Source organism: Bradyrhizobium sp. AS23.2 (assembly GCF_001908185.1).
GTDB lineage: Bacteria > Pseudomonadota > Alphaproteobacteria > Rhizobiales > Xanthobacteraceae > Bradyrhizobium.
This window is the reverse complement of sequence record NZ_LGHM01000034.1, coordinates 1-18,840: the sequence shown is the minus strand read 5'-3', so window position 1 is coordinate 18,840 and position 18,840 is coordinate 1. Positions and strand designations below refer to the sequence as shown.

Genomic DNA, 18,840 nt, shown 5'->3' with positions numbered 1-18,840 from the left:
CGGTGTTACGGCGCCCTTTGTACGCAGCGCTAGCGAGGCCCCGGCCCTAGTCCGCGCTGGGCAGGCGCCTCATGGTGAATTCGATGTCGCCGCCGGGCAGTTCGCGCCAAGTCTCGACCGCGCTCATATAGCCGGCCTTGGGATAGCGGGCGAAGAAGGCCTGAGCCCTCGCCCGGGCCGCCAAGCGTGGCAGAGTGAAAGTCTCACGCAGATAGCCGTCGCCGCTGCTTTCGCCCGGCTTGCCGCCCATCTTGCGCCGGCGCGCCATCCGCTCGGCGAGATCCCGCGGACGATCGGCCATCTCTTGCCTCCTCTACGCAACACGCGTTTGAGAATGTAGGGAGCGGACCGGGCGAAGAGAAGTCCTGGCCGGAGGCACATGGCCGCCCCGACCGGGCGATACGATCAGTTGGCGGTCGTGCCGGCCTTCTTCTTCGTCGCGCTGGTTGCGGCCGACGCCTTCGGTGCAGCCTGCTTCGGCGGATCTGAGCGCATGCCGCCCCAGGGGTCGTTGGACGCCTTGGAGTCCGGAATCTTCTTCAGCGTTTCCTTGTAGGCCTTGTCACGCTCGGCATCTGCGGCCTTTTCTTCCGGGGTCTTGCTCGGACCTTCCTGCAGCAGATTGATATTGGGCATTTGCGCATAGGCCGGTCCCGCCAGCACAGCCAGCACCGCCGCCATACGGAAAAGCTTCATCATTCACTCCTTGATCATCCATTAGGGGCAGATCAACCGCGCCTTGTCATCTCTGTCAACGGCCCGCCCCGGGCCGCAAGGCTCGCTAGAGCCGATCCGATCTGCACGATTTCGGTGCGTGCAGCCAGTCATCCCAGATCGGGCCGCACCGGGTGCACCCGTTCAGCGCGAGGCCGAGCGCGACCAGCCAAAACATGAGGACATACCGACGCAACATCGTCCACCTGCTCCCAAGCGCGGTATCATATCGGGCGAAGTCAGGCATTTTCAAGCCGACGGGACCTGCGCAAGACCGGGTGACTTTGCCGCGCCGATCCGCGCAGAATGGCCGAAACATGCGGCAACAAAGGAGGAAACGACAGCAATGCCATTGCAGCCAGAAGCCGAGTTCGGTATCGCCGACGCCAGACGCATACTCGGCGAGGTCTTTGCGCCCTGGGTCCAGGATCTCAACCTCTCGGTCGAGCGCATCGAGCACGCCCAGCCAGCGGACACGCCGGACTGGCAACCGGGCGCGCTGCTCCGCATGCCATTCTCGGAGCGGCTGTGCCGCCACGGCGGCGTGGTCTGCGGCCAGGCGCTGATGGCGCTTGCCGACACCGCGATGGTGATCGCGAACCTCGCCGCCAACCGCGGCTATCGTCCGATGACGACGGTGGACCAGACCACGCATTTCATGCGCGCGGTCTCCTCGTCGGATGTGCTCGCCGACGCGCGCGTGGTGCGGCTTGGACGCACCATGAGCTTTGGCCGCGTCACGCTGCTATCCGCCACAGACAACAAACCGGTCGCGATGGTGTCGAGCGCGTTCGCGATGCTGCCGGGCTGAGCATCATCCGAAAAGAGGAGAGCCGCGTGAGCGCAACGCGCACCGCGGCTCTCGATGACGATCAGGGCGAGGCAGGAGACCGAAGCGCGATGCCGTCACGCTTCCCTCGCCACGCTTCGGAAGTTACTTGCCGAGCACTTCGTCGGCCGCGGTGACGATGCTGACGTTCGGATTGGTTCCGCAATAGGTGCCGAATTTCTTTGCGTTCTCGACGAACACGTCGGTGTCGAAGATCGCATTGTCCTCGTCGCCCTTGTACCAGCCGTCCATCCAGGTCAGCACCATCTTGATGGTATCGTCGCCGCTCTCGAGGAACTGCTTGCAGCTCATCGTCGCGAGATCGAGCTTGGTGGCATGGGCGGGCATGGACGACAGCGAGAGCGCTGCAGCGAACAGAAGCGAAATCGTGGTCTTCATCAATATCTCCATCGGCGCGTAACGCCATAAAGGAAAGGCTTGTGGGGAAACTCGGCGGAGTGGCTCATCGCTCCAACGTCGTAAACGAAGTCTGAAGCGCTGTGCAAGTAGCGCCAGTATTGAGTTTAGTTCAACGTAATTTCTATGCACTACTTCACAATCGTCATTATGGATTAACGTGGATGATCGAGAAGCGTACCGCGCAGCGTTACCGTGTTTTCAAGGGTGGAGCGATCACCTTTGAAGACGGCGGCATTGCGTGCACGGTACGAAACATCTCGGCAAGCGGCGCCGCGATCGACCTCGAAAACCCTGTCACGTTACCGCAATCGTTCACGCTCTCGATCGCGCGCGACAATTTCGTGCGGAATTGTCGCACGGTCTGGCGCAATGACAAGCGCGTCGGCCTCGCTTTCGTGCAATAGCGCGCACGATGTGAACGACTGTTCGCATCGCATGCACAACACGTTTATGATTGCTTGATACGATGACTGCGACGCCAGCGCAGGCTTGCGACCACGAGCGCGATGATCGCGAGTACGATCGCCGACGACGCCGCAAAGAATCGTCCGCCGGGACGATCGATCGTGCGCGACCACAGTGACGGCGCCTCGCCCGGCCGCGCCAGACGGAATGCAACGACGCTGTCGCCGATCGAGGTGCCTGCCTCGGAGTGGCCGCCAGCGCCGATTGCGACATATTGCTCGCCCTTCCAGAGATAGGTCATGGGATTGGCGACGCCGGGCACGGGCAGTCGCCCCTGCCACAGCTCTCTGCCGCTTCGCGCATCGAAGGCGCGCAGGTAGGCATCCATCGCGCCGGTGAAGACGAGACCGCCTGCGGTGACCGCGAGCCCGTTGACGAGCGGCGCCCCCCAGGGCAGCGGCACACCGAGCGGCGCAAGATCCTCGGTGGTGCCGACGATCGAACGCCAGAGAATCTTGCCGGCCTTCAGATCGACCGCGACCATCTCGCCCCAGGGCGGCTTGTTGCAGAGCAGCCCGAGCGGCGACATCACGACCGCACGCGACATCGCAAACGGCGCGCCGCGCTGCTGGCCGAAATCGTGACCGGGCGGCGGATTGAATCCGGTGGCCGCCGCGCGCGGGATCAGCTTGATGAGATGAACGGCACGGCTGGTGTTGGCGTAGAGGATCTGGTTGACCGGATCGAAGGCCGCGCTCCCCCAGTTCACCCCGCCGCCGGTGAACGGAAACTCCAGGGTGCCTTGCACCGAAGGCGGCGTGAACAGCCCCTCGTTGCGGGCCTCCGCGAACTGGCGCTCGCAAGATGAGCGGCGCAGGCCGGGCAACATCGAGAGTGCGTCCCCGGTCGATATTTTTTGCGATGTCAGCGCCGGCACATGCGTCGGGAACGGTTGCGTCGGCGACAACTTTTCACCTTCCTCGCCGCCTTGCGGTACCGCGCGCTCCTCGACGGGCCACACCGGCTTGCCAGTGTCGCGATCAAGCACGAAGACAAAACCTTGCTTGGTCGGCTGGATCACGACGTCGCGCTGACCATCACCAGTGTCGAGGCGCGCGAGCGTCGGCTGCGCGGGCAGATCGTAATCCCAGACATCGTGATGCACGGTCTGGAACGCCCACACGAGCTCGCCGGTCTCGATGCGCAGCGCGACCACCGAATTGGCGTGCTCGTTATTGCCTGGCCGCTTGCCGCCCCAAAAGTCCGGTGACGGCGAGGACGTCGGCAGGAACACCAGCCCACGCGCCACGTCGACCGACATCGGCGCCCAGACATTGGCGTGGCCGGCTTCGATGCCGTCGCGCTTGAGCGGCTCGAACGTCCAGCGCGTTCGACCGGTCCGCGCATCGAACGCACGCACCACGCCGCTTGGCGCGTCGACGCGGCGGTTGTCGCCGATCGAGGAGCCGACCACGACGACACCGCGCCCGACGGCCGGCGGCGAGGTGATCTGGAATTCGCCGGGCCATTCCAGCGCCGTACCAATATCGAGCCTGATCTGGCCGCCATTGCCGAAACCGGCACATGGAATTCCCGTCTTCGCATCGAGCGCGATCAGGCGGACATCGTTCGTGCCCATGAAGACGCGCGATCGACAGGCGGCATTTGCTGGCGCCTCATCATCGATCCAGTAGGTCACGCCGCGGCAGACGTAGCGATTAGCGGGACGTTGATTGGTGGCGATCTTCGGATCGAAGCGCCACTTCTGCACACCCGTGCCGGGATCGAGCGCAATGACCTCGTTGAAGGGCGAGCAGAAGATGAGGCTGTCCTCGATGAACAGCGGCGTCGCCTCGAATTTGGTTCGCCGCATCGCCTCAGGCGGGCGCGCCGTGAGATCACCGGTATGGAATTCAAACGCCTGAACGAGATTACCGACATTATCTGGCGTGATCTCTCGGAGCGCCGAGAAGCGCGAACCGCCGGCATCGCCGCCCCAACTCTCCCAGGCCATGCATGGCCGTGGCAACAGCAAGAGGAGCGCGATCAGAGCCGAATGGCACAAGCGGATCGCCACGCCCGACTCGCTTATTTCGGCTTCTTGGCGGGGTCAGCCGGACGCGCCCCGCTCCACGGGTCATACTTCTCCTTGGGCTCGGGAATGCGCTCGAGCGCGGCCTTGTAAGCCTTGTCGTCGACTTTGGGCTTGTTGTCGGCCTTCTGACCGCCCTCATTAGGATGGCGTCTGCCACCACCCATCTGCGCTTGCGCTGAGGCAACAGTCAGTGCCAGCACCGCGGCCGCTATGACCAAAATCCTCATAGGTGCAATCCCCTCGTCGGGGATACAAACTAGCCTGCAATCCCGTAATAGCAAATGCCGCGGGCTCCCCGGCTTCAGCAAATGTTGATCGGCGGGGACTTCGCCGTGGCGCATTCGCGCCTATCTGTTGGCCCGCAGGGGACCTTCAGGAATGTTGAGGATTGTTGCTCATGTGGCGTTGCTCGCCAGCGCACTTGTGCTCGGTGCTTGCGGCTTTGCCGACAGCCGTGCGCCGGTGCCCGAATTCATGCGCATGAAGGAAGCCGAGCAGCCGCCGCCCGAACCGCCCCCCGACGTCAAGCGCGTGGTGCGCGAGCAGATCGACGTCGTCTTCCTCAACACGTCCTATCCGCGCGAGGTTCACGTCGCCGCCCCCCATCGCGAGGTGCGGGGGCCGGGCTGGACAGCCTGCGTCCGGGCGCAGCTCACCTCCGCCACCGGCACCGCGCTCGGCCTGCAGACCTACATCGTGACGATCAACGGCGGAAAGGTGATCGATCGCCGTCGTGCCGAAGCCGACGACACCTGCGGGTCGGAAAGCTACGAGCCGATCTAGGGACCCATTCGCGCCGAAACGCGATCCGGTTCCGGGAAAAACGTGCGGAATGGCCGGGAACGATCCCCGCCTTCCATTCTTGTCACCCTCGAGGGCAGCATCGGAGGAGCACAGGATGAGGACGTTTACGATTGCACTGCTGGCTGGTGTCGGAGCCCTCACTGCGGCTAGCGGCGCGAAGGCTGCTGATTTCTACACGACCAGCGAATACGCCAACCCCGATCTGGTTCAGCAGGTTCGGCTCGTCTGCGACGACGCCGGCAATTGCTATCGCACCCATGGCGGCGCGCGCGTGATCGTGCGTGACTCCTACGCCAGAATGCCGCGCGACCGCTATTACGAGCATCGCACCTACCGCGACTGGGATGACGGTCCGCGCCCGGGTGTGGGCATCCGTGCGCCCGGCGTCAGCGTGGGCGTCGGCGTCGATCACGACCGCTGGTAAGCAATAAGGCCACAACGGACGGGACCGGACGAGACAGCTTGCCCGGTCCTGTCTCCATGACTGCGCCGGCGGATCGGCGTCAGGCGGCGACCGCTTGCTGCTGGAACTGCTCGTAGGCCGCAATCGCATCCGCTGCATACATCAGCGACGGCCCGCCGCCCATGTAGACGGCCATGCCGAGCGTCTCCTCGACCTCCTCACGCGTTGCACCGAGCTTGACGAGCGCTTCGGTGTGAAAGCCGATGCAGCCGTCGCAATGCGCGGCAACGCCGAGCGCCAGCGCCATCAGCTCCTTGGTCTTCTTGTCAAGCGCGCCGTCCCGCGTGGCGGCCTGCGCGAGCATGGCAAATCCCTTCATCGTGTCGGGAATATCGTTGCGGAGCTTCTTCATGTTGGCGGAGATTTGCCTGACGATCTCGGGATAATTCTTGTCCATGACTGACTCTCTGCGGTTACTCAGGTTTCGAGCGGGTCGGCCGGCGTGACGAAACGCGTCAACGGCGGCAGGTGAGAAACGAAGCGGGCTAGCACCATGCCGGCAAACATCGCGGCAACGAAGATAACGGCCGATGGCGAACCGAATCCAAGCGCGGTCAGCGCCGGCCCCGGACAGAAGCCTGCCATTCCCCAGCCGATGCCGAAAATGGCAGGACCAACGACAACTCTGGGATCGATATCCGTTCGTGTCGGAACGTAGAAGCGAGCCGAGAAGAACGGCCGCGCAAGCCTCAAGACTCGATTAAATCCGAAGAAGGTGACAGCGATTGCGCCGGCCATCACGAAAGCAAGGCTCGCATCCCAGGTCCCTGCGGGAATCCCGCCGACATCCAGGAAGTTCAGCACTTTCGCCGGATTCGACATGCCGGAGACGATGAGGCCGAGACCAAAGATCAGCCCGATCGCGAATTGAACGAGGATCGCCATGACCGTCAGCTCCAGTGCCGCATCACGAAGACCGTGGCCATGCCCGCCGCCATGAAGGTGACGGTCGCGACCAGCGAGCGTACGGAAAGCCGCGACAGGCCACAGACGCCATGGCCGGACGTGCAGCCACTGCCCCACACCGAACCGAAGCCCGTGAGCAATCCGCCGACGATCAGGACCGGCGTTCCCGCCGCAATCGTTTGCTCCGGCAGGCCTCCGGTGGCGAGCCGGACCAGCACGGGTGCGGCGACAAGACCCGCGACAAAGGCAAGCCGGCCGGCGAATTCACCGTCCTCGTAAGGCGGAAACAGCCGCGCCGCGATGCCGCTGACGCCGGCGATCCGTCCCGTCGCCCACATCAGGAGCACGGCCGAAAGGCCGATCAGCGCACCACCCAGGAGCGAAGCAATCGGCGTGAAGGGCGTGACAGTCATTGTAGTCCTCCGGATCGAGGGCGTCCGCAAAGCGCGGCGCCGGATACCTCTCATTTCCATTGTTTATTATTTTCGAATATACTAATATATAGGACAGCCATGACGCGCAAGCCCCGAAATCAGGAATTGATCGCTCTGGAGGAGAAGGCCGAAGAGGTCTCCAGCCTCCTCGCCGCAATGGGCAATCCAAAGCGGCTCATGGTTCTCTGCAACATGCTGGACGGCGAGAGGTCAGTCGGCGAACTCGCCGACATCGCCGGCCTGTCCTCGGCGGCACTATCCCAACATCTCGGGAAGATGCGCGCTTTGAGCCTGGTCAAGACCCGGCGCGAGGGTCAGACGATATATTACAGCCTTGCGAGCCGGGAAGTGCGGGCGGTGCTGCAGACGCTGTACCGCCTCTTCTGCGCATCGGAATAGGACACGTTGGCGCAAACGCGGGGGAATGCCCCTCTGCGCCCGTGACCATTTCGTGCCGGGTGACCAATAGCGAGCCCATCCGGCGAAGCCTCACCGGGCGAATGGTCAATGAGACATTAACAATACCGCTCGAATTGAAGCGTCGTCCCAACTGTATTTTCCAATCTTTGCGCTAAGCATGACGGCGTAACGCTGGCTTTTGCCTGCGTGAACGGGGACGACGGGACGTGGTCGACATCGCGCACCAGGCAGCGATCAATCCGGCACCTGCAAAGGGCGCCGCAGCGGCGCGCGCGCTCGTCCCGCTTACGGCGATCGAACCCGGCCAATGGCGTGCGCTCGCGCAGCGCGCGGTCGAACCAAATGGATATTACCTGCCGGGCTGGGAGCTCGCCGTCAGCGCAACCGCGCGCGGCCGCACTGATGCCTCGGCGCTTCGCGTATTCGACGGATCTTCGTCGCGACTGATCGGGTTGATGCCGGTGATCTCGCTCTGGCGTGCCTGGAAGATCCCCCTGCCCGCGCTGGTGAGCGCGCATCCCTACGGCACGCTGTGCAGCCCTTTGATCGACCGCGACGCCCCGATCGAGGCAGCGACGCGTCTGTTGCAGCAGGCGCGCGAAGCCGGCGTGCACGCGCTCGTGCTGAATGACGTCGCGCTCGACGGCGCGGCGATGAGTTCCCTCAAGCAGATCCTGAATCGCGACGGCCTGAAGCCGCGAATCCTCAGCTCCTACATCCGCGCCAGTCTCGATGCGACGCAAGACGGCGACACAGTGTTGCGAGAGGCGCTCGGCGCCAAGAAACTCAAGGAGCTACGCCGGCAGCGCCATCGTCTTGAAGAGCACGGCCCCGTCGCCTTCGAGGTTGCAAACAAGCCGGACGAAATCAGGCCGGCGCTCGAAACATTCCTGCAGCTCGAAGCCAGCGGCTGGAAGGGCAAGCGCGGCACCGCGCTGATCCAGCACCCAGGCGATTCGACCTTTATCCACCGCGCTGTCCCGGCTCTGGCAGAAACCGCGCAATGCGAGATCGTCACCTTGCGTGCCGGCTTGACACCGCTGGCCGCCGGCATCGTGCTGCGCCACCAGGACCGCGCCTTCTTCTTCAAGCTCGGCATCGACGAACGCTTTGCAAGATTTTCACCGGGCGTGCAGCTCACGCTCGAGCTCACACGTCATCTCTGCGCCGATCCGGCCATTGCCAGCGCGGATTCCACGGCGAGCGCCGATCACCCCATGATCAATCCGATCTGGCGGGAACGCCTTGCAATCGGTGACGTCTTGATCCCGCTGCGGCGGAACGATCCGGTTGTGGCCTTGATTCACGCAGCATTGGTTGGCCTCAACGCCGCGCACGAGGCCGCGCGGCGCGTGGTCCGCCTATTACGCAAAAAAGCGAAAGCTACTCCGCCGCCTGCGCGTTGATCTCCGCCGAGACCTGGCGGATGGCGCGCGCGAGCAGATTCGGATCCTGCGCGCCGGAGACGGCATATTTCTGCGCGAACACGTAAGTCGGCACGCCGGAGATGCCCTTCTCGGCGGCCTCCTGTGCGTCGGCCGAAACGCGCGCAACGTCCTCGTCGGTGGCAAGGCGCTTGCGCACGTCGTCGGCATCGAGGCCGACATCGGCCGCAGCCTGCACCAGCACGTTCACGTCGGTGAGATCGCCGCCGTCGCGGAAGTACAGCTCCATCAGGCGCTGCTTCATCTCGGGCGCCTTGCCGATCGCCTCGGCCCAAAGGATCAGGCGGTGGCAGTCGGTCGTGTTGGGCTGGCGAGCTACCAGCTCGGGCCGATAGACGAGGCCCTCCTCGCTGGCCGCCGCGACGACGCGGCCGGCAATGCCCTTATAAGCCTCGACCGAGCCGAACTTGGTGGTGAGATAGTCCTCGCGGCTGATGCCCTCGCGCGGCACCCAGGGATTGAGGAAGAAGGGGCGGTAATTGAGCTTGACCGGAACGTCGGGGACGAGCGCCAGCGCGCTCTCGATCCGGTGCTTGCCGATATAGCACCAGGGACACACCACGTCGGAGACGACGTCGATCCGGAGCGGCTTCAATGTGCTCATGTCAGACGTGCTCATGGGCGCCTCCTTCGGGCAGTACAGGGTTCGTCCAAAGATAAGCCGAACCGATCCCGAGGCAAGGGCGCTAGGTCATGGCTGCTGCCATCTGCCTGAGACGCTCGGCGGTGCGCTCGTCGGCCGGGAAGAACGTCTCCAGCGCCAGCTCCGACAATGTGATGTCGACCGGCGTGCCGAACACCATGGTGGTCGAGAAGAAACTGAGGATCTCCCCGTCGTGGCGCAGCTTGAACGGGATCGCGACATTGTCGCTCGACAGCGGCGCCGAGCGCGCCGGGATCGGGTAGCTCTTCAAATCATTGTAGAGCTTGATCAGCTCGGGATCTGCGGTGGCCTCGCATTGCCGGTGCAGCCGCTCCAGGAGGTGCCCGCACCACTCCGCGAGATTGACCGTGCGCGGCGCGAGCGCCTCCGGATGAAAGGCGAGCCGCAGCACGTTGAAGGGTTGGCCGAGCAGCCGCTGCGGAATGCCTTCGAGCAACGGCGCCACCATGCGGTTGGCGGAGACCAGATTCCAGTGCCGATCATAGGCCAGCGCCGGGTTGGGCTCATGCGCCCTAAGCACGAGGTCGATCGCCTGGCGGGCTGATTTCAAGGCGGGATCCTCCAGCGGGCGCTGCGGGAAGGCCGGCGCGTAGCCGGCCGCGACCAGCAGCACGTTGCGTTCGCGCAAGGGCACGTCGAGACGCTCGGCGAGTCTCAGCACCATGTCGCGCGAGGGCGCGGCACGGCCGGTCTCGACGAAGCTCAGATGCCGCGCGGAGATCTCGGCTTCGCCCGCCAGATCGAGCTGGCTCATGCGGCGGCGCTGCCGCCATTCGCGCAAATGGTCGCCGATATGGACCGGTTGGCTGCGTTCGGCCTGTGCCGTGGATGCATGTGCGTTCATGGTCGAAAACCTAGCATGCGGATTTCAGGCCTTCCATTACCCGCGAGGTAGTGGATATTGGCACTTAAGTTTTTGAAATAACTAGAATTATTTTCCGTGAAGCCGACCAATACCAACACAAATACCAACATCTCGAAGTCGACAAATAGCAACAAAATCTTTGACGCGGCGATTGCTCACGAAAAATCACGGATCACGCCCCGAACCACCACCCTCAATCCCCACGTCCGACACGAGGCCTCCCGCATCGGCTTCGACTCGGCGTTCAAGCGCCCCTTCGGGGTCAACCAGGATGTCGGCGATGTTCTGGACGTCGCGGACTTCGGGCGCCCCTTTGCGCACCTCAAGCAGCGGATTGTAGCGGGCGCTCCGCGAGTCCGTGGGATTGAACAAGAGGCAATGCGAGAACGTCGAACGCCAACCGGAGGTCAATTCCCAGTTTTCGCCCTTGATGTCGTGCACCACCGCCGACGACGTCCACGACAGCAATGTCGGCAACACCAGTCCCACGCCCTTGCCCGATCGAGTCGGCGCAAAGCACATGACGTGTTCCGGTCCATTGTGGCGTAGATAGTTGTTCTCGAGGCGCCCCAGAAACACACCCTTCGATGCGAACAGGCCGGCCGCCTTGATCTCCTTCGGCGTCGCCCATCTTGCCGAGCCGTAAGTCGTCACCAATTGGCTCTGGCGCGCGCGCCACACCGAATTGACGATCGCAAACAGCGCGCCTGCGATGCCGCCGGCTGCCGCGATGGCTCCGCCCTCCTCGAAGATCTCGGGCGCATAGGCCTCATAGGCGAACCACCATTCGAACAATCGCCAAGGCAGATAGATGCGATAGCCGACGATCAGGAACCAGGGCTCGCCAAGGCGCTGCTGATAGCCGAGAGCTGCAGCCGTCCATTGCGTGGCGCCCCAGGTCGACACCACGACGATGCCGAGCACGACGGCGATCTGACCGACATAGATCTTTGCTGGAAACATCCGGCTCGCCCCACTTGCTCACGCGACGTGAGCGGCGCGATGAAGGGGCGGATGCGCTTTGCGTTCAATCGAAATAAAAATCGCTTCCGGGAAGCGGGAGCAACGTTGGTCAGGCGTGCGGCGGCGATAAGGATCTGCATCCAGTCTCGGCGAGGATGATCCAGCGCTTCAACAGAAGGTGAGCTACTGGCTTAAACTGGATGATCCTTGATGCGCTCAGGAGCGTGCGGGGCGCAGGTTGCGTAGACCAGCGACGGAACCAGCCAAACGGCCAATTGATGGGCCGGACGCGCCGATTCGGCTTCAAATTTAGGGTCAATTTTCGTTATACTCATTTTGCAAAGTGAGTATAAGTCGACTGGACTCCGGGTTCCGCTCCTATTATACTCACTCCGCGAACTGAGTATAATGCGGAACCGTCCATGCCCGCCCCTTCCCTGGTTGCCCAGACGACCTATGCCGAGCTGCTGGAGCGCACTGCCAATGCGGCTTTCCAGGAGGCCTTCGCTGACAACGGCTCGTTCACGGCCAAGAGCATCAACGGCCGCAAATATTGGTACTTCCAGACCGGCACCGGCGCCGAGCGCTCGCAGCGTTATGTCGGCCCGGAGACGCCAGAACTCCTGGAGCGCATCGCCCACCACAAGGAAGTTCGCGAGGATGAACGCGAGCGCCGCGCGCTTGTATCCACCCTTGTCCGCTCGTTCAACTTTCCCCGCCCCATTTCCGAGATCGGCGACGTCATCGCGGCGCTCGCCAAGGCCGGCGTGTTTCGCCTTCGTGGCGTGCTCGTTGGAACGATCGTTTACCAAACCTACGCTGCCATGCTTGGCGTTCGCCTCTCCGCCGGCTCGCTCCAGACCGGCGACGTCGACATTGCCCAGTTCAAGAACGTCTCGGTGGCGGTCGAGGACTCCACACCGCCCGTTCTGGAGGTGCTGAAGGAAGTCGACAAATCCTTTCGTGCCGTCCCTCACGTATCTGATGGCCGGCGCGTGACCAGCTATGCCGCCAAGGGTGGCTTCCGCGTCGACTTTCTCACGCCCCATGAGGGCAAGGAGACCGCTCGCCCCCAAAAGCTACCTGCCCTGAACACGGACGCCCAGCCGCTGCGCTTCCTGGATTTCCTGATCCGCGATCCCGAGCCCGCAATCATCCTACATGGCGCCGGCGTCTACGTGCACGTGCCGGCTCCGGCGCGCTATGCCGTCCACAAGCTCATCATCTCCCGCAGGCGCCCGGAGGGGTTTGCAAAGCGCGACAAGGACCTGCAGCAGTCCGAGGCTCTGCTTGCCGCCTTGGCCGAAAAGCGGCCCCATGAGCTGAAATCGGCTTGGCAGGAAGCTCACGATCGTGGTCCCAAATGGCGCCAATTGATGCTCGAAGGGCTCGCTTTGCTTTCGGCCTCCGTTCGGGACGCGGTGCTCAAGACCATTGGCGCGCCTCGCTCGATCATTCCAGGGATCGATCTTTCCTTCGACAATCCCCCCGCTCGCTATGACTTCAGCCGCGACGTCGTGACGTTCCAGGGCCAGGCGCTTGGCGGCGCCGTGAACTGCGCCGTCAGCCGCGAAGCGCTGGACGACCATTTCGGTGCCGGTGACCTCGGACAAGAAGGTCGCCTAGAAGCCTTCCACCAAAACAGAGGCCGGATCGAACAGATCGCGCGAGCCAAGTATCTGTCCGCGCCCGTAGAGGAGCCGGCAGCAGTCCTGGTCAAGACGTCGGGCGTTGACGACTTTGCCAATCGCGTCTCCACGGGAAAGCCCGCATCCGCCGTTCCCCAAAAACGACGACCGGCCAAATCAAAGCCGAAGTGACCATGGTGCTCATGGCACCGGGCGGCGCGTCAGCACTTGCTGCGGCGCACGCGTGCGAAACCGCGCCCAATCCATCTTGGCTGCAATCCTGTAGCCAAGCAACCTGTAACTGTGCCAGTATCGGTTATCGTTTCTGCGGGGCGAGTCACCCTCTGTGGGACCTTCGGTTTTGCCAAGCCCCGGATCTTTTTGAAGGCCAGTTGTTTTGCGAACGATTGCTGTCTTAGTTGTCCTGACGCTTGCCTTGACGCTGATGCTCAAGTTCTTGGTCGCGCCGAACTACGGCAAGGATGTTGAAGGTCGCTTCCTCGAACGGCTGCGATATGTCCCTTCCCAGACGGACATTCTCAGTCGGGCCACGCTTGCCCGTTGGCTCGCTGCCAAGGAGAACGAATCGGCGATCCGGGGCTACATCTACCCCGTGCTGATCCCGCTCGACCTGCTCTTCCTTGTCAGTTTTGGTCTGTTGCTGGGCTTCGGTTCGACAGCCCTGAGCGGTCGCATGGCATTTCTATCGAATGTCCCCGCATGGATCTGGTGGACATTTCCGATCCTCTACATGCTGTCCGACCTGGCAGAAGACTGCACGATCGCAGCGATACTTCGCGCGTTCATTCCGCTCACTGACGGCTCGTACGCTTTGCTGCGTGTATTGACATCAGTCAAACTCGCAATCGTCAGCATTGCAATTGGCCAAGCTGGTTTCCTCGCCGCGCTGAATGCACTGCTGTTCTTTTTTCCGGCGTCGAAGCCAACCTGAAGAAGAGTTCGATAGCGGCTCGTGCGACACCGGGCTGCCAGATCGTACGTTGATCGTGCCGCAGAGGAATTCTCGGGGGAAGTCCTATGGAAAAGCGGATTGTGATCTTGTCGGACGGTACTGGCAACGCAGCCGGCAAGGTTTGGCGAACAAACGTCTGGCGGACCTTCCAATCGCTCGATCTGAAGACGTCCGATCAGATCGCAATCTATGACGACGGCGTCGGCACGTCGTCGTTCAAGCCGCTGGCCATCCTCGGCGGTGCATTTGGGTATGGCCTGAAGCGCAACGTAATCAACCTCTACAAATTCCTTTGCCGCAACTACCGGGACGGCGACAAGATCTATGCATTTGGCTTCAGCCGAGGTGCCTTCACGGTTCGGATCGTCGTTGGTCTGGTGCTCAATCAGGGCCTCGTCAAATTCGCCAACGAGGGAGAACTCGACAGGAAGGCGCGTGCGGCCTATCGCGCCTATCGTCACGACAAGTATCCGGTCTGGAATCTCCAATATCCATTTCGCCTCATCCAATCCTGGCTCGACAAGCGATTCTACACGCCGCGCGAGCGCATGGTCGACTCCATCGAATTCGTGGGCGTGTGGGACACGGTTGCAGCCTACGGCCTGCCGATCGACGAAATGACTCGCGGCGTCAACGATTGGCTTTGGCCGCTTGAGCTGCCGAACAAGCGATTCAATCCCAAAATCCGCAAGGCGCGGCATGCGCTGGCAATCGACGACGAACGAGCAACATTCCACCCCGTCCTTTGGGATGAAGATACGACCAATACGCAGGCGAGCGGCCCAAGCCGCCAATCCGATGGTGAGCGGCTGTTGCAGGTCTGGTTCACGGGTGTTCACTCCAACGTCGGCGGCGGCTATCCGGACGATTCTCTCGCAAACATTTCGCTGGCCTGGATGATGTCCGAGGCCAAACAGGCCGGCCTCGTTTTCAAGGACATGCCCGACGCCGAGCCCGACGCGCTCATCAGCACCGACTCCGCAAAGGACAAGGACGGCAGGCTCTACGACTCCCGTAGCGGACTTGGCGGCTATTACCGCTACAGTCCTCGCAAGATCCAGGACTTCTATGATGCGATGCCCGCAACCATTGCGTCCGACGGCACGCAAAGTCCCAGACCAGTCCCGAAGATTCATGAAGCAGTGTTTGGCAGGATCAAGCTTGGCGCGCACTTCTATGCGCCGATCGGCTTCCCCAAAGAGTATGAGGTCGTCCGCACGACCGACCCCTATGTCAACTATTGGCCGTCGGGACCAATGATCTCTAATACCGCGGTGACGATCGAGCCGAATGACTCAGCCGTTTCTGAAGGAAAGCCCTCGACAGACCGGCATAAGGAGCAAGAAGGCATCTGGGACACCGTCTGGCGGCGCCGGGCAATCTACTTTCTGACGGTGTTCGTCACCGGCTACCTTCTGCTCTATCCCTTGTTCCGGGACAGCTACCCATTCCAGGAGCTCCGCACCTCCTTCCGATTCCTGTCGGATACGATCCGGATCATCGGCAATTTCCTGCCAGGCATGGCCTCGCGCTGGATCGACGCCTATGCACGGGATCCGGCATGGTTCGTCATCTGGGCCTCGCTTGTCGCGTTCCTCATCTCGGTAAGTGCCAGGCTGAAAGGCTCGATAAATGACAGCATGCGAATCTTGTGGACGCGTTTCCTGCCGGACAGCAACAAGCCCGAGGAACCGAAGATCCCTAAAGTCGCTTCGCCCGTGCAGACCATCCTGTTTGCCGGCACCATTCTCTATCTGTTTCTGTACCCGGAATTCGAACGACCCCAGCTCGATTGGCTGCGTCTGCCCGCGAGTTACGAGGACGCCCTGCTGACCTATACCGCGCAGCCAGTTCGCGACGTTCTTGGCGCATTCCTCGTGTTTTATTTCCTGCCCAGCGTGGCCGTCAGAAAGCTTCGGCAATCAAGAATCTATCAGGCGCTGCTTCGAGGATTTAAGTTCTATCTCGCCCCTGCGCTATCCGCGATTGGAATCCTGTATCTGGCCGTTGCATTTGGCAGCCACTACCTGTTCAACATCCGCGACGGCTTTGGCAGCTTCTGCACGGAGACGACCGGACTGGCCGGCAGGGCAGAAAAGGGCACGAAGAAGCAACAGACGGAGGTCCTCTTCGATACATCGCCTTCGGCCACCAACTCACCGAATAACATCTGCATTTCGACCGGCGTTTTCGTCAGGACGGGCAAGGACTATCGAATTGTCGTTGAGCGGCTCCCTGCTCCAGAGACGAAGCCTCCATCCGGCAAGTGGAGCTTCTTCGGCGAAGAGTCCTACATGGGGGGGACAGCCGATAGGCCGCCTGCCATTCTTCAAGGCAGCGACGCTGGCCTTGCTCTATCCGTTCCGCCACACGTTCGACCGCCCATGGGGAAGCATCATCTTTCGCATCGGCGCGAGGGGCAACGAGGAGGATTTCCTTGACCGCGCGCCACCCAACCAGAACGATGACGTTCGGGTCAACGACGTTGAGTATGCTATTCCCGATGATCCTGAGCAGCTTGCCGAGGTTCTCACGCCAAAGCGCGACGGCGAACTCTTCGTCTATCTGAACAAGCCAATGCTCGGCTGGTGGAGCTATGAATCTCACCTTGCCGACTGGATCGGCAGCACCGGCAAGGCCAGGATCACGGTGGAAAGCCGATAAGTTGAAGCGGTGAAGACTCTGCCGCACCGCGCCCGGAAGGGATGCTCTGTACCAGAGAGCCCAGCCTCGGCCTCACCGGCCGATGCCGCGCTTGAGGCCAATCGACCAGGATATCCCCTCCCCGCCAACACTGCCGGTGACCAATTGCCCGCGCGCTCGCTCCAGCACCGGCCGCCAGGGCACCAGCACGAACTCGCGGGATCGCTCGATCAGAGCGAAGCGTCCGCTGTTCAGCGTCAGCATGCGCCGGTAAACGCCGTCGATCTTGTCGCCGAACTTGGCATCGACGTGTTCAAGTCCAGTGCGGGTGGATATCTCCGCGGCGGTCCGCGTCAGTTCACGCGTCTCGAGCGTCTCGAGCATGTTCCGCGCAAACCGCATCTGGCCACCTTCCTCTCGCGCCATCCCCTGCTCGATCAGCCACTGCCGTCTCGCTCCCAACGCGGTTTCGACGTCCGCGCCAAAGCCTGTTGACGCAAGCTCATCAGGCTCCTTCCCAATGAGCTTACGATCAAGCCAGGTTGCACCCAGTGCCTGCGGGAGGTCTTCAAGCCTTTGCCATGACAGCACCGCGACCCGCACCGGATTGCGCGATTGCTGGAGTTTCTCGTATCGAAGCGCCCGGTCCAGATAATCCCGCCCCACTCTCCAACTACCGTCGGCAAGACGGCTTACCAGCCTTCCCGTCGCATCGCCTCCAGACGGCGGACGTGGGTTCCGACAAATTCGCCCGATGCTTGCGGGTCGAATTCCCGATGCAGACGCTCGCCGTAGATGCCGTCGTGGACGGCGGCGACGCGAAGCGGCACGGTTCACGAGAGCCCGCCCTACGACGCGCCAAGTATGATCTTTAGGTGACCTCCTCCTTTTGTCTAGCCCCGATCCGGACCGGGAAACGCCGCTTGAGATCCGGTGCATAGCTTCGCCTCCACTCGTTCCAGGGCCGCCTCTTGCTCCCAATCTGTCCAACAAACTATTCGAGAACAATGCTCCCCGAGACGTGTTCAAAGGAGTACTCTGGTGGCCCCTCTCCAGTAACAGTGGTCAGGGACGCCCCGCGATGCCCGCTCTCCAAGCAAAGCTTGACGATTTGTGTCGCTTGCTGCCGAATGCGAGCTGATCAGAAATGGTCCCCGAATACGTTCAAATCCTGGAGACGCAACCACCGATACCGACATTCGGTTCAGGTTGCGATTTGATCCTGGCGCCCCGAACGCAGACACACCTTCTAAGTGTTGATTTTTCTGGATTCGCGCGTCCAGCGTTCTTTGATTCGAGGTCGTTGATGGATTGCGCGCGCACTAGCCGCTTGGCGTTCAGCGCATCAGCCGCATGCGAACGACTTCGAACGGCAAGCCTTCGGCGTCTTCAGCGGTGCGAGAAACCTCGACAAACCCGAGCCGTTCGTAGAATGAGCGAGCACTTTCGTTGGCCGTATAAACTTCGAGCTCGAGCTCACGCTTGAGCTGCAGGGCATGAGCGACAAGGGCGCGGCCAATCCCGCCGCCTTGAAGCTCCGTTGAGACAAACAGGGCGCCAATGAAGGCGTCGATCAGTCCGATGAACCCAACGGGCGCGCCGTTACAAGTTGCCACCCAAGTTTCGGACTCTGGTAGGTAGACAGATTCTACCAACTTTCTTTGATTCCGCAGACGGTCGTCTCCCAGAAACGAGTGAACGCGCCGAGAGGCTTCAAACCAGATCGTTGAAAGTGCGTGAAGATCCGATGCCTCGTAGGCACGGATAATGACTTCCGAATTCTTCAAGATAGTTCCGTAGTGTTGAATATGCACAGATAGCGCACGGCCACAGGAGCCGGCGACAATGCCGCGAAATGCGGTCCGAATTTCAGCTTCTGCGCATAAATCTCCTTCTACAGATTTCGCATTAGATATCGTCGCACTCGAAGGAAAGCAATCACGAAGCCGAGGGAGATGTCGGTGCTCTACCCTTTCAATGATTATTGTTTCCTTCGTTGGCCAGCTTCACCCAACCAAGAGACGAATATCTTGCGATAAATGTCGAGCACCACCGACTGCTTGTTTTTGTTATAGTCTTGAGCCGTATTCACGCCGCTCGTGGCCCGGAGCTTGGCATCGGCGTAGAGCTGACGATCATCCGCATGTTGGCGAAGCCAGTCGCGAAAAA

The 18,840-nt window shown here is 61.8% G+C and carries 22 protein-coding genes and 2 pseudogenes; 10 read left to right on the top strand and 14 right to left on the bottom strand.

What is annotated here, in order from left to right; all coding sequences use genetic code 11:
* Nucleotides 1–46: 46 nt before the first annotated feature.
* Together AC630_RS07460 and AC630_RS07455 are read right to left on the bottom strand one after the other, a co-directional pair.
* Nucleotides 47–301, bottom strand: a complete 255-nt coding sequence (locus AC630_RS07460) for a hypothetical protein (RefSeq protein ID WP_074117850.1) — start codon at nucleotides 299–301, stop codon at nucleotides 47–49.
* A gap of 104 nt (nucleotides 302–405) precedes the next feature.
* Nucleotides 406–696, bottom strand: coding sequence for a hypothetical protein (locus AC630_RS07455; RefSeq protein ID WP_074117894.1), 291 nt, complete (start codon nucleotides 694–696; stop codon nucleotides 406–408).
* A gap of 364 nt (nucleotides 697–1,060) precedes the next feature.
* Here AC630_RS07455 and AC630_RS07445 point away from each other — a divergent pair, with 364 nt between their 5' ends.
* The gene (locus AC630_RS07445) at nucleotides 1,061–1,525 is read left to right on the top strand and encodes a PaaI family thioesterase (RefSeq protein WP_074117849.1); all 465 of its coding nucleotides are present in this window, start codon (nucleotides 1,061–1,063) and stop codon (nucleotides 1,523–1,525) included.
* Nucleotides 1,526–1,648: 123 nt separating this feature from the next.
* Here the strand turns inward: AC630_RS07445 and AC630_RS07440 are convergent, their stop codons facing one another.
* Nucleotides 1,649–1,942 carry an HdeA/HdeB family chaperone gene (locus AC630_RS07440; protein WP_074117892.1) on the bottom strand — a complete coding sequence of 98 codons (294 nt, stop codon included), beginning with the start codon at nucleotides 1,940–1,942 and terminating at the stop codon, nucleotides 1,649–1,651.
* A 182-nt stretch (nucleotides 1,943–2,124) separates the two neighbouring features.
* Between AC630_RS07440 and AC630_RS07435 the strand changes: the two genes are divergently transcribed.
* Nucleotides 2,125–2,367 carry a PilZ domain-containing protein gene (locus AC630_RS07435; RefSeq protein ID WP_074117848.1) on the top strand — a complete coding sequence of 81 codons (243 nt, stop codon included), beginning with the start codon at nucleotides 2,125–2,127 and terminating at the stop codon, nucleotides 2,365–2,367.
* A 44-nt stretch (nucleotides 2,368–2,411) separates the two neighbouring features.
* Here AC630_RS07435 and AC630_RS07430 read toward each other — a convergent pair whose 3' ends face one another.
* Nucleotides 2,412–4,382, bottom strand: coding sequence for a pyrroloquinoline quinone-dependent dehydrogenase (locus tag AC630_RS07430; protein ID WP_074117847.1), 1,971 nt, complete (start codon nucleotides 4,380–4,382; stop codon nucleotides 2,412–2,414).
* Nucleotides 4,383–4,456: 74 nt separating this feature from the next.
* A complete protein-coding gene (locus AC630_RS07425; RefSeq protein ID WP_074117846.1) occupies nucleotides 4,457–4,690 on the bottom strand; it encodes a hypothetical protein in 234 nt (77 codons plus the stop codon).
* Nucleotides 4,691–4,841: 151 nt separating this feature from the next.
* Here AC630_RS07425 and AC630_RS07420 point away from each other — a divergent pair, with 151 nt between their 5' ends.
* Nucleotides 4,842–5,246: a hypothetical protein gene (locus tag AC630_RS07420; RefSeq protein WP_074117845.1), complete on the top strand. Its 405-nt coding sequence runs from the start codon at nucleotides 4,842–4,844 to the stop codon at nucleotides 5,244–5,246.
* Nucleotides 5,247–5,361: 115 nt separating this feature from the next.
* Complete coding sequence (locus tag AC630_RS07415; protein ID WP_074117844.1) at nucleotides 5,362–5,691, top strand: hypothetical protein; 330 nt, start codon at nucleotides 5,362–5,364, stop codon at nucleotides 5,689–5,691.
* A gap of 79 nt (nucleotides 5,692–5,770) precedes the next feature.
* Here the strand turns inward: AC630_RS07415 and AC630_RS07410 are convergent, their stop codons facing one another.
* Genes AC630_RS07410 through AC630_RS07400 form a run of 3 tightly spaced genes read right to left on the bottom strand, consistent with a single transcriptional unit; the run spans nucleotide 5,771 to nucleotide 7,049 of the window.
* Nucleotides 5,771–6,127: a carboxymuconolactone decarboxylase family protein gene (locus AC630_RS07410; protein WP_074117843.1), complete on the bottom strand. Its 357-nt coding sequence runs from the start codon at nucleotides 6,125–6,127 to the stop codon at nucleotides 5,771–5,773.
* Between the two features lie 20 nt (nucleotides 6,128–6,147).
* Nucleotides 6,148–6,615: a YeeE/YedE family protein gene (locus AC630_RS07405; protein WP_074117842.1), complete on the bottom strand. Its 468-nt coding sequence runs from the start codon at nucleotides 6,613–6,615 to the stop codon at nucleotides 6,148–6,150.
* Nucleotides 6,616–6,620: 5 nt separating this feature from the next.
* Nucleotides 6,621–7,049, bottom strand: a complete 429-nt coding sequence (locus tag AC630_RS07400) for a YeeE/YedE family protein (protein WP_074117841.1) — start codon at nucleotides 7,047–7,049, stop codon at nucleotides 6,621–6,623.
* A 99-nt stretch (nucleotides 7,050–7,148) separates the two neighbouring features.
* On the opposite strand from AC630_RS07400, the gene AC630_RS07395 reads away from it, so the two are divergent.
* Complete coding sequence (locus tag AC630_RS07395; protein ID WP_074117840.1) at nucleotides 7,149–7,469, top strand: ArsR/SmtB family transcription factor; 321 nt, start codon at nucleotides 7,149–7,151, stop codon at nucleotides 7,467–7,469.
* Between the two features lie 227 nt (nucleotides 7,470–7,696).
* On the top strand, nucleotides 7,697–8,896 hold the full coding sequence (locus AC630_RS07390) for a GNAT family N-acetyltransferase (RefSeq protein ID WP_074117839.1): 1,200 nt from the start codon (nucleotides 7,697–7,699) through the stop codon (nucleotides 8,894–8,896).
* Here the strand turns inward: AC630_RS07390 and AC630_RS07385 are convergent.
* The 3 genes and pseudogenes from AC630_RS07385 to AC630_RS07375 all read right to left on the bottom strand — a co-directional run.
* Nucleotides 8,874–9,539 (bottom strand): DsbA family oxidoreductase, encoded by a 666-nt coding sequence (locus AC630_RS07385; RefSeq protein ID WP_074117891.1) that lies wholly within the window; start codon nucleotides 9,537–9,539, stop codon nucleotides 8,874–8,876. The two genes, AC630_RS07390 and AC630_RS07385, sit on opposite strands and share 23 nt — an antisense overlap.
* A gap of 82 nt (nucleotides 9,540–9,621) precedes the next feature.
* Nucleotides 9,622–10,443 carry a helix-turn-helix domain-containing protein gene (locus AC630_RS07380; RefSeq protein WP_074117838.1) on the bottom strand — a complete coding sequence of 274 codons (822 nt, stop codon included), beginning with the start codon at nucleotides 10,441–10,443 and terminating at the stop codon, nucleotides 9,622–9,624.
* 258 nt (nucleotides 10,444–10,701) lie between these two features.
* A pseudogene (locus AC630_RS07375) lies at nucleotides 10,702–11,427 on the bottom strand (type IV secretory system conjugative DNA transfer family protein); the annotation flags it as partial.
* A gap of 422 nt (nucleotides 11,428–11,849) precedes the next feature.
* Here AC630_RS07375 and AC630_RS07370 point away from each other — a divergent pair.
* The 4 genes from AC630_RS07370 to AC630_RS07355 all read left to right on the top strand — a co-directional run bounded on the left by AC630_RS07370 (nucleotide 11,850) and on the right by AC630_RS07355 (nucleotide 16,692).
* The gene (locus AC630_RS07370; protein WP_074117837.1) at nucleotides 11,850–13,247 is read left to right on the top strand and encodes a GSU2403 family nucleotidyltransferase fold protein; all 1,398 of its coding nucleotides are present in this window, start codon (nucleotides 11,850–11,852) and stop codon (nucleotides 13,245–13,247) included.
* A gap of 244 nt (nucleotides 13,248–13,491) precedes the next feature.
* Nucleotides 13,492–14,007 (top strand): hypothetical protein, encoded by a 516-nt coding sequence (locus AC630_RS07365; RefSeq protein ID WP_074117836.1) that lies wholly within the window; start codon nucleotides 13,492–13,494, stop codon nucleotides 14,005–14,007.
* Nucleotides 14,008–14,093: 86 nt separating this feature from the next.
* Nucleotides 14,094–16,469 (top strand): T6SS phospholipase effector Tle1-like catalytic domain-containing protein, encoded by a 2,376-nt coding sequence (locus tag AC630_RS07360; protein WP_074117835.1) that lies wholly within the window; start codon nucleotides 14,094–14,096, stop codon nucleotides 16,467–16,469.
* A complete protein-coding gene (locus AC630_RS07355) occupies nucleotides 16,378–16,692 on the top strand; it encodes a hypothetical protein (RefSeq protein ID WP_074117834.1) in 315 nt (104 codons plus the stop codon). The genes AC630_RS07360 and AC630_RS07355 overlap by 92 nt, the downstream gene beginning before the upstream one ends.
* Before the next feature lie 72 nt (nucleotides 16,693–16,764).
* Here the strand turns inward: AC630_RS07355 and AC630_RS07350 are convergent.
* The 3 genes and pseudogenes from AC630_RS07350 to AC630_RS07340 all read right to left on the bottom strand — a co-directional run.
* Nucleotides 16,765–17,501 (bottom strand): annotated as a pseudogene (locus AC630_RS07350) (DUF3363 domain-containing protein).
* A 507-nt stretch (nucleotides 17,502–18,008) separates the two neighbouring features.
* Nucleotides 18,009–18,458: a GNAT family N-acetyltransferase gene (locus AC630_RS07345; protein ID WP_074117890.1), complete on the bottom strand. Its 450-nt coding sequence runs from the start codon at nucleotides 18,456–18,458 to the stop codon at nucleotides 18,009–18,011.
* Nucleotides 18,459–18,652: 194 nt separating this feature from the next.
* The coding region (locus tag AC630_RS07340; protein WP_143197878.1) for a GrpB family protein at nucleotides 18,653–18,840 on the bottom strand (188 nt) is incomplete at its 5' end.

Bases quoted from the DNA above. Each gene is read 5' to 3' on its own strand.
- AC630_RS07460 (WP_074117850.1), bottom strand. From the start codon at position 301: ATGGCCGATCGTCCGCGGGATCTCGCCGAGCGGATGGCGCGCCGGCGC.
- AC630_RS07455 (WP_074117894.1), bottom strand. From the start codon at position 696: ATGAAGCTTTTCCGTATGGCGGCGGTGCTGGCTGTGCTGGCGGGACCG.
- AC630_RS07445 (WP_074117849.1), top strand. From the start codon at position 1,061: ATGCCATTGCAGCCAGAAGCCGAGTTCGGTATCGCCGACGCCAGACGC.
- AC630_RS07440 (WP_074117892.1), bottom strand. From the start codon at position 1,942: ATGAAGACCACGATTTCGCTTCTGTTCGCTGCAGCGCTCTCGCTGTCG.
- AC630_RS07435 (WP_074117848.1), top strand. From the start codon at position 2,125: ATGATCGAGAAGCGTACCGCGCAGCGTTACCGTGTTTTCAAGGGTGGA.
- AC630_RS07430 (WP_074117847.1), bottom strand. From the start codon at position 4,382: ATGGCCTGGGAGAGTTGGGGCGGCGATGCCGGCGGTTCGCGCTTCTCG.
- AC630_RS07425 (WP_074117846.1), bottom strand. From the start codon at position 4,690: ATGAGGATTTTGGTCATAGCGGCCGCGGTGCTGGCACTGACTGTTGCC.
- AC630_RS07420 (WP_074117845.1), top strand. From the start codon at position 4,842: ATGTTGAGGATTGTTGCTCATGTGGCGTTGCTCGCCAGCGCACTTGTG.
- AC630_RS07415 (WP_074117844.1), top strand. From the start codon at position 5,362: ATGAGGACGTTTACGATTGCACTGCTGGCTGGTGTCGGAGCCCTCACT.
- AC630_RS07410 (WP_074117843.1), bottom strand. From the start codon at position 6,127: ATGGACAAGAATTATCCCGAGATCGTCAGGCAAATCTCCGCCAACATG.
- AC630_RS07405 (WP_074117842.1), bottom strand. From the start codon at position 6,615: ATGGCGATCCTCGTTCAATTCGCGATCGGGCTGATCTTTGGTCTCGGC.
- AC630_RS07400 (WP_074117841.1), bottom strand. From the start codon at position 7,049: ATGACTGTCACGCCCTTCACGCCGATTGCTTCGCTCCTGGGTGGTGCG.
- AC630_RS07395 (WP_074117840.1), top strand. From the start codon at position 7,149: ATGACGCGCAAGCCCCGAAATCAGGAATTGATCGCTCTGGAGGAGAAG.
- AC630_RS07385 (WP_074117891.1), bottom strand. From the start codon at position 9,539: ATGAGCACATTGAAGCCGCTCCGGATCGACGTCGTCTCCGACGTGGTG.
- AC630_RS07380 (WP_074117838.1), bottom strand. From the start codon at position 10,443: ATGAACGCACATGCATCCACGGCACAGGCCGAACGCAGCCAACCGGTC.
- AC630_RS07370 (WP_074117837.1), top strand. From the start codon at position 11,850: ATGCCCGCCCCTTCCCTGGTTGCCCAGACGACCTATGCCGAGCTGCTG.
- AC630_RS07360 (WP_074117835.1), top strand. From the start codon at position 14,094: ATGGAAAAGCGGATTGTGATCTTGTCGGACGGTACTGGCAACGCAGCC.